Consider the following 14,343-nt stretch of genomic DNA (forward strand, 5'->3'; position numbering starts at 1 on the left):
TGCGGTGTTAAGCGTTAAGTATTCTTACTATGAACTCATTCCAAAAAAACGTCATTTTTGCAAAATTTGTGCGCGTGTTGCACAGTTACAGCTCTATGCTGGTATTGGTTTTGCTGCTTTTTTTTGCCATTACGGGTTTAACCTTAAATCATCCTGATGTACTTCATTCTAAGGCCGGATACGTGTCCGAGCGCGTTATACTTCCGTTACCTGAGTATTTGCAGTTAAGTCTCATACCCCAATCTGAAGAAGCGCAAGCCGAACTTGCCCATCAATTTCGTCAGTGGTTAAGTACTGAAGATCACGTTAAAGCGTCAACCTACAAATATCAATTTGATATTGCAGAACAGCTGCTTGAGTTAGATTTCAAGCGGCCTGGAGGCTATGCGAATGTTGTCGTAGATTTTGCTGCCGGGCAAGCCGACGTTGATAAAGAGTTTAGCGGTTATCTGACATTGCTTAACGAGCTACATAAGGGACGAAATGCGGGAGCTAGTTGGATTTTTTTAATAGATGCCACTGCACTTGCTTGCATTGTGTTTGCTTTGACCGGGTTTTATCTGCTGTTGAAGCAACCATCCCGACGACCTATTGGCAATAGCCTGGCCATGCTGGGCGTTTTTCTCGCACTTTTCGCATACATCTTGTCATTACATTAATGTCTCACAGCAGTCGGAGTTTACTATGAAATTTGTCATTACCCGTTTAATTGTCTGGTTTAGTGCACTGTTGCTAAGTGGCAATGTAATAGCCGCTCCAAGCGAAATTACGTTAGAGCTGCCTCAAATTGAAACGAGCCAATACCACCGGCCCTATGTCGCGGTATGGGTTGAGGATGCGCAGCAACAACCGGTAAAGCTGATAGCGCTATGGGTAGAGAAACCCGATTGGCTAAAAGATCTGCGCCGTTTTTGGCGGAAAATTGGCCGTAGCAATACTGCGCTTGTAGATGCAGTTAGTGGTGCGACGAAAAAAACTGGACATTATACGCTGCATTGGGATGGTAAAGATGATCAGGGGAAAATGCTGGCTACAGGTAATTATACCTTGTTTGTTGAGGCTGCACGTGAGCAGGGTGGGCGCAGTCTGGCAAAACATGCATTTCAACTTCCGGCAACGCACGGTGTTATTGAGATTGCGGCCGAGGGCGAGCTTGGCGTTATCTCTGCAGTGATGCGCTAACACTAAATTTATAAGCATTAAATTTATACGTATTTAATAATAAGGATTTGTTTATGTTGAAAAAAGCAGTATTACTTTTGTCCTCGCTATTCCTTAGCAGCAGCTTACAAGCGCATACTTTGTGGTTAGTACCTAGCCATTATGTGTTGTCCAAACCGAATAGTTGGATAGCGGTTGATGCCTCTGCGGCTAACATGACATTTGTGCCGGATAAGGGTATTTCTTTGAATGCATTAAAGCTTTATTCACCTGACGGCAGTTCAAAAGCAATTAAAGACGTGTATCAGGGAAAACGTAAATCAATGGCTGATGTACAATTAGCAGGTGATGGCTCCTATCGCCTGGAATTGGCTAACCCGCCTCGATTTATGACCCTGTACGAGCTAAACGGCGAGCGTAAGCGTTTAATGGCCGATAAGCAGCAACGTGCCGCGCAGTTACCGGCTGGTGCAACTAATGTAGAAACGGTAAAAAGTAGAAGCCGCAGTTTCGCATACATTACGGTAAATGCCCCGACTGATACGGTATTAACATTACAAGGCGAAGGGCTTGAAATTAGCAGTTCAACTCATCCGGCAGATGTAGTGGCTCAAGAGGCACTGCAGTTTGTGTTTAATATCAATGGTAAACCGCAACAGCATGTTAAAGGCGTATTGTCTTATGCTGGCGAATTATATCGCAACGCGGCAGAGCGCATAGAGTTTATAACTGACAGTGACGGCGTATTTCGTTTTGTGCCTGAGCAGGCAGGACGCTATTTAATTGAAGCGTCATACTCCGCTGATATAGCATCTGCGCAAGCAGATAAAGTGCGTGAATCTATAACCTATAGTTTTGAAGTTGCGCTGCCTTAAACGGGAACAACGCGATCTTTTACAAAAACCAGTCTAATGCATTAGGCTGGTTTTCTGCTCTTTGTTACACTGCTTGCCACTCAAAAGCCTGTCGTCAGGATGAATAGATGCAAATATTTGCTGATGAAAATATGCCGTTGGTTAATGCGTTCTTCGAAGACATAGGGGACGTTACGCTGTTCAACGGTCGAAATGTGACAGCATCCCAGCTAGAGAACGCCGATATTTTATTAGTTCGTTCTGTTACAAACGTAAATGCTGAATTATTGGCAAAAAACAGTAAGCTCAAGTTTGTTGGTACAGCAACGATAGGTATGGATCATATTGACCAGGCCTATCTTGCGTCGCGCAACGTAAGCTTTGCCAGTGCACCGGGTTGCAATGCGCAATCTGTTGTTGAGTATGTACTAAGCAGTCTATGGTGTCTGGCTGAGCGCTATCAGTGGCACCTGGAGAAAAAAACCGTTGGTATTGTCGGTGTTGGTAATATTGGTAGCCGGTTAGTCAGGGCCTTAACAGCGCTTAATATTAAGGTGTTGCAGTGCGATCCTGTGCGTGCAGAGCAAGACAACGGTTTTGAACACACGGATTTTGATCTGCTATGTCAGCATGCAGACATTATCAGTTTTCATACACCACTGCAGACATTGGGTAAATGGCCGACCAGGCACATGTTAAATACAACGTCGTTGCAGCGGCTAAAACCTGATTGCGCCATCATCAATGCGTCGCGTGGGGCCGTTATTGATAATCATGCGTTACTGAATGATCTGCTTGTAACGCACCGGCGCCGTGCCGTTGTGCTCGACGTATGGGAAAGTGAGCCCGATATTCTTACCGCATTGCTTCCTTATGTTGATATTGCAACAGCTCATATTGCCGGACATAGCGTGGAAGGTAAGGCTCGGGGGACAGAAATGCTGTACCAGCATTGCTGCAAATTGCTTGGGCAGCCCGTTATTCATCAGCTTGGGCAAGTTTTGTCCGTACCAGCAATGGAAAAATTGCAAATATCTGAAAAATTTAGGCTTCCAGATGTCCAAAATTTAGCAAGACTGTTATATGATGTTCGCCGTGACGATGCCATGTTGCGTCAGCATCTGGCAGAACAGGGTTTTGACTGGTTGCGTAAACATTATCCACCGCGTCGAGAGTTCGGCTCGTTACAGCTGTGCGGCAAAATAGTACCTGACTATTTGCCGCAATTAGGTTTTAGCCTCGCACAATAATATGAGGGAATGTCATGGCTTCGCAATATAATGTTGCTGTTTTAGGTGCAACAGGGTTGGTTGGACAACATTTAATTGAAATCCTGGAACAGCGCGATTTTCCGGTCGCACAGCTTTTTCCGCTGGCAAGTAGCCGCTCAGCAGGCGGTACCGTGACATTTAAGGGTAAGAAGATTAAGGTTATCGACGCTGAAACCTTTGATTGGTCAGAAGCGCAAATTGGTTTATTTTCAGCAGGTGGGAGTGTGTCTGCTATTTATGCGCCTAAGGCAGCTGATGCTGGCTGTGTTGTAATTGATAACACATCACACTATCGCTATGAACCCGACATCCCGTTGGTGGTGCCAGAAGTTAATGCACATGCAATAGCTGATTTTCGCAATCGTAATATTATTGCGAACCCAAATTGTTCTACCATACAAATGCTTGTTGCATTAAAACCTATTCATGACGCCGTGGGTATTAGCCGGATAAATGTCTGTACTTATCAATCTGTAAGTGGCGCAGGTCAAGATGCAGTGGAAGGGCTTGCGCACGAAGCGGCACAATTGATGAATGGTCGCCCGATAGATACTGAAGGTAAATTCGCCCGCCAGATTGCATTTAACGTGATCCCACAAATTGATGTGTTTATGGATAATGGCTACACCAAAGAAGAAATGAAAATGCACTGGGAAACCCAGAAAATTTTTGGTGACAGTTCTATTTCCGTTAACGCTACCGCTGTGCGGGTGCCGGTGTTTTTTGGTCATGCTGAGGCCGTGCATATTGAAACACGTATGCCCATTAGCGTTGATCAGGTCAAAGCACTGTTAGCCAATGCACCTGGTGTTGTATTACTGGAAAACAATGCAGAGTTCCCAACGCAAGTTTGCAGTGCAGCAGGGAAAGATGACGTCTTTGTTGGTCGTGTTCGGCAAGACTTATCGCATGAAAATGGTATCAATCTATGGGTTGTTGCAGATAACATTCGCAAGGGCGCTGCCACAAACAGTATTCAGATAGCTGAGCATCTGATACGCGATTATCTCTAAATTATTATAGGGGCTCCTTTAAGGGGCCCTTTTTGTTTTAGTATTAAATCACTCATTCACTTACCTGCGTTTAGAAAGGCTGGTCAGAATCGTGCCAGTGCTTTATATTTTCATTCATTCGCTAAACTGCCAAAGTTGGAACACTGTTTGCAAAGGAACTAAAGCCGACGGTAACGCTGCCGACATCCTTCGTAAATGCGCCTGAATTGGGGTAGGGACCTTTAATGCCTTTGTTATTTGTTTTTTTCATCACTGTGCTTGTCAATTTTCCGTCATTTGTGCAGGCACAAGACACGAGCACCCAGCTCCGTGGGCCGCGTAGTACAGACGCCCCGTTGGCGCCAGTGACAATAGGTCCGCTTAGTCCGGCAGATACGTTGTGGCGAGTTGCAGAGCGGATAAGAACCGATCCCAGTATTAGTCTATATCAGGTAATGTATGCGTTATACCTGAAAAACCCAGACGCGTTTTTAGATAACAACTTAAACCATCTGCGTCCGAACTCAGTTCTGCTGTTGCCCACAATGGCAGAAATGCGGCAGGTTGACGTAAACACCGCAAAACAAAAGTCAGAACAAGATGACAAGAATTGGGCTCAGCGGCAAAAAAATGCCAGCTCAAATACCGATACCAATCTTTCAGACGCATCATCAAAGCAGCAGCGAGAACTTGAACGTATAAGTAAGCAGCAGCGTGAAGATTTAGAACGCCAGCAAAGCCAGTTTGCAGATTCAATGCAGCAGGTTGAATTGATAGCAGAAGAAAACCGTCAATTAAAAGCCAGTTTGATAAATGTTGAGCAAGAACTTGCACTGATCAAAGCTCAGCTTGGTCAGGACAGTGAGCTGCAGCAACAAATTAGCCAATTACTGGCTCAGCAGGCCGAGCTGCTCAAAGCAAAGTCTGAGCAGGAGGCCATTGCCGCAGAGCAAATTGATTGGCAGCAATGGTTTAAAAATCCGATAGCCTGGATTTTGGCCGCCTGTATTCCTGCGCTATTAATACTATTTGGTATTTTGCTGTGGGTGAAAAAGCGCGGTAGACAAACCGAAAAAGTCGTTCATGCTGCAACATCAGAAACGGCGCCAAATCCAACATATCATTCTCCGCTGCCTCCGCTTGACGACAACAATGATCTTGATGAAAGCTTATTCGAAATTGACGAAGCTTTGCTTGAAGATACGTTCAGTGATGCTGCTGAGCCGCAAGCGGTAACCATTGAGGATGACTTGCTTGATCTGGACGACGAATTATCGTTTGAAGACGACAGTTTATTGCCGTCTGACGCGCCTGGACAAGGTGATGATGCATTATCGATGGATGACTCGTTAGAGCTGGATGATACATTTGACCCCGATAATATCTTATCCGATACAGATTTATCAGCATTATTAGCCGCAGAAGACGATGATGATGATGTGTTTATTGAGCTTGCAGATAGTAGTGCAGAGATGGAAGACGTTGCTCTGGATGAGGTTGATGACACGGTTGTTAGCCATTTAGCTGATGATGATTTTGAGATGACATCAGAGCCTGATGTTGCTGAAGATGATATAGACGCATTGCTAGCGCAAGTTAATGCTAACAATACCGGCAATGTTGATGACAACTCCGACAACGATTTAGCCGTTGACGATGTTGATATGAAACCAGAGCCAGACGTTGCTGAGGATGATATCGACGCCTTGCTAGCGCAAGTTAATGCAACCAATAAAGATGATACAGATACTGACGGTTCAGATGCTGAAAATTGGGCTGAAGACATTGAAATTGAAGACATTGATATTGAAGACATTGATATTGAAGACATTGATATTGAAGAAATTGACCTGGATGAAATTCAACCCGACGAAATAGAGCAAACGTCCAAACAAGATGAAATCGTATTATCGACATCGGCAATCTCTGCACAAGAGCAACAATTAGCAGCGTCTTTAGACGACGATAATGACATCTTGGCTGAGGAAGTCGCAGCTTCAGTTGACGTAGATCACGCTAGTAACGCGGATGTTGACAGTTTTGATAGTTCAGAACTGGAAGAGTTTGCAGAAAGTTTAGTAACAGAGAGCTTGAATGCTGAAAGCTCAGTTACAGAGAGCTTAGATTCAGAGAGTTTGGATTTAGAGGGCCTGGATTTAGAGAGCTTAGTCACAGATAGCACAAATACAGAATTGCCCGATGATACCGAAGAGCTGTCTGTTGATGAAGATGCACTGCTTAGCGCAGAGCTAACCGATTTGTTGGATCAAGCCGAAAACTTGAATACGCGTGAGACTGAGTTGTTGCAGGAAAACGTTGCGCTCTCAGATAGTGATGTAGTCTTAGAGAGTGATGCACTCTCGGACAGCGATGAACTAGTTGATAAAGACGATAGTGAAGACGATCTATTAAGCGAAAGTCTTGAGACAGAATCTGACGATAGCTCCGTTTTAACACCGGATTTAACAGCCAATGACGATGGCTCTGTCACCCGTGTCACTGAGGCTGCGTTGTCGGTAGAAAATCCAAGTAAGATGCTAGAGCAGTATCCTGAGCTTGAACTAACTGATGACGACGTCGAAATTGAACCTCAAGGGGGGGATGAAAGCGAGCTTGACGCTGAGATGCTACTTGAGGACTTTGAGGTTCTACCTGACGTCGACGATTTAAGCGAGTTGCTCAATGACACCGATGATGATGACCACGCAAGCGATAGTGATCTGCTTGAGCATGAAGAGCAAGAACTCGATCCTATTGAAGGTGCTCAGTTTGACTCGATGCTGTCTGAACTTGAAACTATAGCTGACAATCTGGACGCGACAGAATCTGATGTGTCGACGGCTCCCACTGTCGATGTATCTGAAACTGAAAACGGTTTTGATTTTAACGAAGATGATTTTGTTGAAATTGATACCTTACTGGCCAATGCGGAACTTCAGGACCAAGATCCTGATCGGTTTAACCAGCTCAATGTTGATGTTGGTCTAAATGATTATAAAGATATCATCGGTGAGCATGAACGGCGTGACGTTGACAAAGAAGATAACGGTTATGCTGCGAAGCTTGACTTGGCAAGAGCCTATATTGAGATGGACGACCGGGAAATTGCTGATTTACTGCTCGACAGCATTCTGGCGTCTGATGCACCCGACCATATAAAAAAAGAAGCGCAGAATTTGAAATAAGTGCATCTATAGTGAAGGCTTTATTAAAACCGCTCTTGCGTTATAATTGGCGCCGTTTATAACAAGGGGACGGCATGCGCATTGCATTGGGTATTGAATATGACGGTTCAGCATTTTATGGTTGGCAGCGTCAGCGTGAAGTTAACAGTGTACAGCAGGAATTAGAGCAAGCACTGTCTGTTGTGGCTAATCAACCTATAGAACTGTTTTGTGCTGGCCGTACCGACGCAGGTGTACATGCAACGGGGCAGGTTGTGCATTTTGATACTTCTGCTTTACGCGACAATAAAAGCTGGGTTATGGGCACCAATGCTCAATTACCCGATGCTATTTCAGTGCGGTGGGCAACCGTTGTACCTGATGACTTTCATGCCCGCTTTAGCGCAACTGCGCGACGTTATCGTTACATTATATATAACCATAAGTATCGGCCGGGCATTCTGCGTACCGGCTTGAGTCACTATCATCAAACGTTAAATATCGACTTGATGCAACAAGCCGCACCTTTTCTGTTAGGTGAGCAGGATTTCACCTCGTTTAGAGCAATCCAATGTCAGTCACACACGCCATTTCGTAATGTGCATCACCTTAACATCTCACGTCATGGCGACTATATTGTAATAGATATCAAGGCAAACGCATTTTTACATCATATGGTGCGTAACATCACCGGTAGCCTGCTTGAGGTGGGCATGCAAAATCGTCCGCCGGAATGGATTGCTGAGTTGTTAGCGGCTAAAAACCGTAGTCTGGCTGCAGCTACAGCTAAGCCCGGTGGTTTATACCTGGTCGATGTTGACTACCCGGAACAATTGGCCTTACCCAAAAGTGAGATGGGTCCGTTGTTTTTACCTGATTAGCCGGCACTACTAAGACCAGTTTTCTGTATTCGACCTTATACGTTTTGTGCTTTAATAGCGCCGGTTTACAGATTTTCGGCGTTGTTTAACGTTATTTCGGCATGGCCAATGTGCGGTGTCGTTCCTAATAGGACATATTTATGAGTTGGTTAGAAAAAATCCTGCCCAGAACATCCTCTTCTTCCGCGCGTCGAAATATCCCGGAAGGTGTCTGGACAAAATGCACTTCATGTGAGGCTGTTCTCTATAAAGCGGATTTAGATCGGAACTTGGGCGTTTGTCCAAAGTGCGATCATCACATGCGTGTTTCTGCCCGTGCGCGTTTGACAGGGTTCTTAGATACACAAGCGGTAAAAGAATTAGCTGCTGAGCTGGAACCACAGGATTTACTAAAATTTAAAGACAGCAAACGCTACAAAGACCGCATTAGTGCGGCGCAAAAAGCGACCAATGAAAAAGATGCTATGGTCGTAATGCATGGCACGCTAAAGGGGATGCCAATTGTCGCTGCAGCATTTGAGTTCGAATTTATGGGTGGCTCAATGGCGTCGGTTGTTGGGGCAAAGTTTGTTGCCGGCGTTGAGCATGCATTAAAGCACAAGGTGCCGTTTGTTTGTTTTTCTGCCAGTGGTGGCGCTCGAATGCAAGAAGCGTTGTTTTCACTGATGCAGATGGCGAAAACCAGTGCAGCGTTGGCAAAAATGAGTGAACAGGGCTTACCTTACGTATCGGTATTAACGGACCCCACAATGGGCGGTGTGTCGGCTAGTTTAGCGATGTTGGGTGATGTCAATATTGGTGAACCTAAGGCCCTGATAGGTTTTGCTGGTCCTCGGGTTATTGAACAGACTGTGCGTGAAAAATTACCGGAAGGCTTCCAACGAAGTGAGTTTTTATTAGAACATGGTGCAATTGATATGATTGTTGACCGGCGCAAAATGCGCGATACAATTGCACGATTAGTTGCTAAGTTTATGCAGCTTCCTGCTCCGGTATCGGAGCACGACGCCGCTTAAGGGTTTCATGTCTGCAGTTATTCCTGATAGCCAATCGTGCCACAGTCTGGCCGATTGGCTTTGTTATATTGAACATAACCATCCTGTCCACAAAATCGAGCTCGGCCTTGAGCGGGTGCTTGAGGTGGCAAAGCGCGCAGATCTAGCCAGCCTGCCAGGTAAAACGATTCTTATTGGTGGAACCAACGGCAAGGGCACAACGGCATGTGTGCTGGAACAGTTGCTTATTGCGCAGGGCTTCCGTGTCGGGGTTTACAGCTCACCACATCTACTTAAGTTTAACGAACGTTTACGTCTTGATAGTCAAGATGTGCCAGATGCTGCTTGGTTAAGTGCATTCGCGTTTATTGAGCAAATTCGTGGTGAAATTGCGCTGACCTACTTTGAATTTACTACCTTGGTAGCATTTCGCGTTTTACAACTGCAGCAACCTGACTTTTGTATTATTGAAGTGGGTTTGGGTGGGCGGCTTGATGCAACCAATATTATTGCGCCAGACATTAGTGTTATCACTACGGTAGATTTAGATCATCAAGACTGGCTGGGGGATAACAGAGAACTCATTGGTATTGAAAAAGCAGGTATTTTTCGACCGGGTCAGCCTGTCGTTATCGGCGACTTAGATCCACCACGTTCAGTGCTGGCACATGCTCAGCAACTGGCGTGTGATTATGTTTTGGTGCACAAAGATTATCGCTACACAGAACAGTCTGAAAGCTGGCAATGGCAAAGCCAACTGCATCAGTTTGAGCCGTTACCGCTGCCTGCCATGCCGATACAAAACGCAGCCTGTGCGTTAGCCGTGTTGGAAAAACTTAGCTTGTTACCCGATTTAGCGCAGTTGCAAAACGTTTTATCATCCTTGCAATTGCCCGGGCGAATGCAGTGGCTGCAGCAGCAACCGGCCGTTATTATTGATGTTGCGCATAATCCTCAGTCTGCGGCGTACCTGGCAACACAAATAAGTAAGTTAAAGCCGCAGTTTAAGCAAATTATAGCGTTAACGGGTATGCTAAAAGACAAAGACATTACGCAAACTCTGCTACCGTTGACGTCATTGTTTGATCAATGGAATCTTGTTAGTCTAGAGGGTGCTCGAGGTGCAACAGCAGCACAATTGGCTGTTAAGCTGCCACAAACTAATGCGAGTGTGCAGTTACATGACGATGTGAAACAGGCTTATTTAGACGTTAGTAGCAAGTTACAACCGGACGAGTTATTAGTTGTGTTCGGCTCTTTTTTCACCGTGTCGGCTGTGTTGGCCGTGCATCAGGAGGTAAAGTGACACCCGCATTCAAACATCGTTTACTCGGTACCGCAATACTGGTCATGGCAGGGATAATTTTCCTGCCGGATTTATTGGATGGCGAAAAACAGATAGTAAAAGATGATTTTAAGGTGATCCCTAATCGTCCTGAATTTAAAGGTGTTATGCAACAACAGGTCATGGATCAGCAACCTTTTGAACAGGCGGTAGCAGATGTTACCGCTGTGCCGGTGGATGAACAACCACTGGATGCCAGCGAGGCGGCTAACGACGACAATGTGGATGACAGCTTGCCTTCACAGCAGTACACACAAGTAACCGTACCGGCTAATGACACTACGCCAAAGCGTGTTGCCAACCCTGCACTGGCACAAAGCGGTTGGGTGGTTAGAGTAGGCTCTTTTAGCAAAGAACAAAACGCTAACGCATTAGTCTCTAAGCTGCGACAGGCCGGTTTTGTTACCTTTACCCGTAACATTACTAACGCAAATGGTATTAAATTGACCAGTGTGTTGGTAGGCCCTGAATTACGTAAAGATTTACTGGAACAGCAACTGCCAAAGCTCCAACAACTTACCGGAATCGAGAGGTTGTCGATGGTGAGTTATCAGCCAACTGAAAATAATTAGCCAATCTGGCGATCAATTTGATAGAATGCGCGCCGTCATCAAGCAACCTTTGGTAGCAAATGGTCTGGGTTGATTTTGCCATTTTGGCAATTATAGCGTTATCAGCGATTATTAGTCTGGTACGTGGCTTCGTTAAAGAAGCTATCTCACTGGCGGTTTGGATTCTGGCGTTTTTTATCGCTAGTCAATACTATCCTCATTTGGCCGGGTTATTTACCTCTATGCAGGATCAGACTTTACGTAATGCGTCTGCTATCGCGATTTTATTTATCTGTAGCCTGGTCTTGGGCGCCCTCATTAATTTTTTAATCAGCAAACTGGTACAGTCGACGGGACTTTCTGGTACAGATCGTGTGCTGGGCTTGGTTTTTGGAGCCTTGCGAGGGGTGCTGGTTGTCAGTGCAATTTTGTTTTTTATGGATGCCTTTACGCCCGTTGCAACAACAGATTGGTGGCAGCGTTCTGAATTGATCCCCGAATTTGGTTTTATCATTGAATGGTTCTTCGAATACTTGCAGAACCATTCCAGTTTTATGCAAAAGCCTTAACACTGGCGAGGAAAAAATCCATGTGTGGTATTGTTGGAATTGTTGGGAAATATCCGGTTAACCAAGCACTTTATGATGGTTTAACGGTGTTACAGCATCGCGGTCAGGATGCTGCCGGAATTGTCACTGTGGACAACAACACGCTGCGATTACGTAAAGCTAACGGTTTGGTAAAAGATGTGTTTGAAACCCGCCATATGCAGCGTCTGTCGGGCAACATTGGCCTTGGCCATGTGCGTTATCCTACCGCGGGTTCATCAAGTACTGCTGAAGCGCAGCCTTTTTATGTAAACAGTCCATTTGGTATTGCGCTGGCACATAATGGCAACCTAACCAATTCTCATCTTTTAAAAGAAGATATCTTCCGCGTCGCACGCCGTCACGTTAATACCACTTCTGATTCGGAAGTGTTGCTAAATGTATTAGCACATGAACTCCATAACAGCGGCGTAATGGAACTACAAGCAGAACACATATTCCGCGCTGTAGCGAATGTACACCGCAAAGTTAAAGGTGGCTATGCTGTAGTGGCAATCATTATTGGTCATGGTTTGCTGGCGTTTCGAGATCCTAACGGTATACGACCGCTGGTTATGGGCAAGCGTGAAACGCCGCTAGGCACCGAATATATGGTTGCTTCTGAAAGTGTTGCACTGGATGCTGACGGTTTTACTGTGCTTAGAGACGTATCACCGGGTGAGGCGATATACATTACCGAACAGGGCGAGCTACACAGTTTTCAATGCGCTGAAAACCCAAGTTACACGCCATGTATTTTTGAATATGTCTATTTTGCCCGTCCGGATTCAACTATCGATAATATCTCCGTGTATGCTTCCCGTGTAGCTATGGGCACTATGCTTGGGCAAAAGATTAAACGTGAATGGGCGCATCTGGATATTGATGTGGTTATTCCTATCCCGGAAACCAGTAATGACGCCGCGTTACAAATAGCCACCGAGCTTGGTTTGCCTTATCGTCAGGGCTATGTAAAAAACCGCTACATCGGCCGTACCTTTATTATGCCGGGACAAGAAGCGCGGAAAAAATCGGTTAAGCGTAAACTGAACGCAATAAAACAAGAGTTTAAAGGTAAGAACGTTTTACTGGTTGATGACTCTATTGTTCGTGGTACTACGTCAGAGCAAATTATTGATATGGCACGGGAAGCTGGTGCGAAGAAAGTATACTTTGCCTCTGCAGCACCAGAAATTCGTTTCCCTAATGTGTATGGTATTGATATGCCTTCCGCCAATGAACTCATTGCGCATGGTCACGATGTTGACAGTATCTGTAATATTATTGGTGCTGATGGATTAATCTTTCAGTCGCTGCCGGATTTAATTGAAGCGGTGCGTTTGGCAAATCCAGAAATTAAACGCTTTGAAACCTCAGTGTTTGATGGTAACTACGTTACCAATGACATTGATCAGGATTACTTAAACCGCCTGGATCAAATGCGCAGTGATGACGCAAAAGCAAAGGTGGGGGCTGCTATGGCAACTAACCTGGAAACTTACAACGAAGGTTAAATATAGCCTCGAACAAAAAAGGGAGCCGATGGCTCCCTTTTGCATATTGAAAGTACATTAATGCGTGAATGTGGGGCCGAAGCCTGAACTCCACAACATCGCAGTTACCGTTAAAATGCAAACCAACAAAATCAATCCACACGTTACAACAGAACTGGCATAGATAAAGCCGCGTTCCTCAGGAATATGCATCAATATGGGAACGCCAACATAAAGTAAATAAACGGAGTAGGACAGACCCAACAAGCCAACTGACATCACTACCCAAAGCTCAGGATAGAGCCCGGCAAAACCTACCATAAATAGTGGCGTAGAGGTATAAGCTGCTAGTTCAAGTGTCTGAGTATAAGTGGGCTCTGCACCGAAGGTATGTGCCATCCAGTGGGCTAGCAACGCGAGTGCAAAAACACCAGCAATCAGTGCAATGTACATTGCTACGGACAACATTAATGCGCTGTCATGCGTTAACATAATGCGATCACCTACACCGATACTCCAGCCGAGAAAAACAGCGGAATAATAAGCGCATACTGACGGTATAAGTGCTACGAGTAAAATGTGGATCAGGCTGTAACGAAAGCTTTCATGTCGTGTGTCTATAGTATGCCATTCTTCTTTTGGATGCGCATACAGTCCCCATAAGTGATTCAATATCATAATTATTATCCTTGTCACTGCATATGAACTACTAAGCGATTATTTTTATAACCGTTATATCAGTTATGGCCAAAATAATGGTCTGCGTCAAGCGTCATGAACAAAATTTGCTCAGGTAATGCCTAGTTGTACGTTAGCTTGGTGTGGAAAGTTCTATCCGGTATAATGCACACTTCAATTTAATGTCGAAGTAACCGCATGCTTAACGCAGAAACAATATCGTTATTAGGTCCTATCCAACAGTTTTTGCACTGCGAAACACCTGAGCAGTGGTTAACGCTTGCTGCTCAACCGGGTAGCTTGCCAGTGTTATTGCAGGACCATTTGATCTGCGAGCTAAATGATAATATGTGCAATAATCAATAGACGCG

General features: G+C 45.1%; 14 protein-coding genes. 13 read left to right on the forward strand and 1 reads right to left on the reverse strand.

What is annotated here, in order from left to right:
* The first annotated feature begins 29 nt into the window (after nt 1-29).
* The 12 genes from H595_RS0110790 to purF all read left to right on the forward strand — a co-directional run bounded on the left by H595_RS0110790 (nt 30) and on the right by purF (nt 13,315).
* Nucleotides 30-659 (forward strand): PepSY-associated TM helix domain-containing protein, encoded by a 630-nt coding sequence (locus H595_RS0110790; protein WP_037054460.1) that lies wholly within the window; start codon nt 30-32, stop codon nt 657-659.
* 25 nt (nt 660-684) lie between these two features.
* Complete coding sequence (locus tag H595_RS0110795) at nt 685-1,182, forward strand: DUF2271 domain-containing protein (protein ID WP_037054462.1); 498 nt, start codon at nt 685-687, stop codon at nt 1,180-1,182.
* 53 nt (nt 1,183-1,235) lie between these two features.
* Nucleotides 1,236-2,036: a DUF4198 domain-containing protein gene (locus H595_RS0110800; RefSeq protein WP_027671239.1), complete on the forward strand. Its 801-nt coding sequence runs from the start codon at nt 1,236-1,238 to the stop codon at nt 2,034-2,036.
* 107 nt (nt 2,037-2,143) lie between these two features.
* Complete coding sequence (locus tag H595_RS0110805; RefSeq protein WP_027671240.1) at nt 2,144-3,265, forward strand: 4-phosphoerythronate dehydrogenase; 1,122 nt, start codon at nt 2,144-2,146, stop codon at nt 3,263-3,265.
* A gap of 14 nt (nt 3,266-3,279) precedes the next feature.
* Nucleotides 3,280-4,299, forward strand: coding sequence for an aspartate-semialdehyde dehydrogenase (locus H595_RS0110810; protein WP_027671241.1), 1,020 nt, complete (start codon nt 3,280-3,282; stop codon nt 4,297-4,299).
* A 224-nt stretch (nt 4,300-4,523) separates the two neighbouring features.
* Nucleotides 4,524-7,463 carry a FimV/HubP family polar landmark protein gene (locus H595_RS0110815; RefSeq protein WP_027671242.1) on the forward strand — a complete coding sequence of 980 codons (2,940 nt, stop codon included), beginning with the start codon at nt 4,524-4,526 and terminating at the stop codon, nt 7,461-7,463.
* Between the two features lie 74 nt (nt 7,464-7,537).
* Nucleotides 7,538-8,323 carry a tRNA pseudouridine(38-40) synthase TruA gene (gene truA, locus H595_RS0110820; protein ID WP_027671243.1) on the forward strand — a complete coding sequence of 262 codons (786 nt, stop codon included), beginning with the start codon at nt 7,538-7,540 and terminating at the stop codon, nt 8,321-8,323.
* Nucleotides 8,324-8,463: 140 nt separating this feature from the next.
* Nucleotides 8,464-9,339 carry an acetyl-CoA carboxylase, carboxyltransferase subunit beta gene (accD, locus tag H595_RS0110825; protein ID WP_027671244.1) on the forward strand — a complete coding sequence of 292 codons (876 nt, stop codon included), beginning with the start codon at nt 8,464-8,466 and terminating at the stop codon, nt 9,337-9,339.
* Nucleotides 9,340-9,346: 7 nt separating this feature from the next.
* Nucleotides 9,347-10,624 (forward strand): bifunctional tetrahydrofolate synthase/dihydrofolate synthase, encoded by a 1,278-nt coding sequence (gene folC / locus H595_RS0110830; protein WP_027671245.1) that lies wholly within the window; start codon nt 9,347-9,349, stop codon nt 10,622-10,624.
* Nucleotides 10,621-11,235, forward strand: coding sequence for an SPOR domain-containing protein (locus H595_RS0110835; RefSeq protein ID WP_027671246.1), 615 nt, complete (start codon nt 10,621-10,623; stop codon nt 11,233-11,235). The genes folC and H595_RS0110835 overlap by 4 nt, the downstream gene beginning before the upstream one ends.
* Nucleotides 11,236-11,294: 59 nt before the next feature.
* A complete protein-coding gene (locus H595_RS0110840; protein ID WP_027671247.1) occupies nt 11,295-11,783 on the forward strand; it encodes a CvpA family protein in 489 nt (162 codons plus the stop codon).
* Nucleotides 11,784-11,803: 20 nt separating this feature from the next.
* Entirely contained in the window at nt 11,804-13,315 is a 1,512-nt protein-coding gene (gene purF, locus H595_RS0110845; protein WP_027671248.1) for an amidophosphoribosyltransferase, read from the forward strand.
* A gap of 57 nt (nt 13,316-13,372) precedes the next feature.
* Here the strand turns inward: purF and H595_RS0110850 are convergent, their stop codons facing one another.
* Nucleotides 13,373-13,972, reverse strand: a complete 600-nt coding sequence (locus tag H595_RS0110850; protein ID WP_027671249.1) for a Yip1 family protein — start codon at nt 13,970-13,972, stop codon at nt 13,373-13,375.
* Nucleotides 13,973-14,170: 198 nt separating this feature from the next.
* Between H595_RS0110850 and miaE the strand changes: the two genes are divergently transcribed.
* On the forward strand, nt 14,171-14,338 hold the full coding sequence (miaE, locus tag H595_RS23830) for a tRNA isopentenyl-2-thiomethyl-A-37 hydroxylase MiaE (RefSeq protein ID WP_084153576.1): 168 nt from the start codon (nt 14,171-14,173) through the stop codon (nt 14,336-14,338).
* Nucleotides 14,339-14,343: the final 5 nt, after the last annotated feature.

The sequence above is a fragment of the Rheinheimera baltica DSM 14885 genome, from assembly GCF_000425345.1.
GTDB lineage: Bacteria > Pseudomonadota > Gammaproteobacteria > Enterobacterales > Alteromonadaceae > Alishewanella > Alishewanella baltica.

Coding starts and splice junctions, on each gene's coding strand:
- H595_RS0110790 (WP_037054460.1), top strand. CDS start 30: ATGAACTCATTCCAAAAAAACGTCATTTTTGCAAAATTTGTGCGCGTG.
- H595_RS0110795 (WP_037054462.1), top strand. CDS start 685: ATGAAATTTGTCATTACCCGTTTAATTGTCTGGTTTAGTGCACTGTTG.
- H595_RS0110800 (WP_027671239.1), top strand. CDS start 1,236: ATGTTGAAAAAAGCAGTATTACTTTTGTCCTCGCTATTCCTTAGCAGC.
- H595_RS0110805 (WP_027671240.1), top strand. CDS start 2,144: ATGCAAATATTTGCTGATGAAAATATGCCGTTGGTTAATGCGTTCTTC.
- H595_RS0110810 (WP_027671241.1), top strand. CDS start 3,280: ATGGCTTCGCAATATAATGTTGCTGTTTTAGGTGCAACAGGGTTGGTT.
- H595_RS0110815 (WP_027671242.1), top strand. CDS start 4,524: ATGCCTTTGTTATTTGTTTTTTTCATCACTGTGCTTGTCAATTTTCCG.
- truA (WP_027671243.1), top strand. CDS start 7,538: ATGCGCATTGCATTGGGTATTGAATATGACGGTTCAGCATTTTATGGT.
- accD (WP_027671244.1), top strand. CDS start 8,464: ATGAGTTGGTTAGAAAAAATCCTGCCCAGAACATCCTCTTCTTCCGCG.
- folC (WP_027671245.1), top strand. CDS start 9,347: ATGTCTGCAGTTATTCCTGATAGCCAATCGTGCCACAGTCTGGCCGAT.
- H595_RS0110840 (WP_027671247.1), top strand. CDS start 11,295: ATGGTCTGGGTTGATTTTGCCATTTTGGCAATTATAGCGTTATCAGCG.
- purF (WP_027671248.1), top strand. CDS start 11,804: ATGTGTGGTATTGTTGGAATTGTTGGGAAATATCCGGTTAACCAAGCA.
- H595_RS0110850 (WP_027671249.1), bottom strand. CDS start 13,972: ATGATATTGAATCACTTATGGGGACTGTATGCGCATCCAAAAGAAGAA.
- miaE (WP_084153576.1), top strand. CDS start 14,171: ATGCTTAACGCAGAAACAATATCGTTATTAGGTCCTATCCAACAGTTT.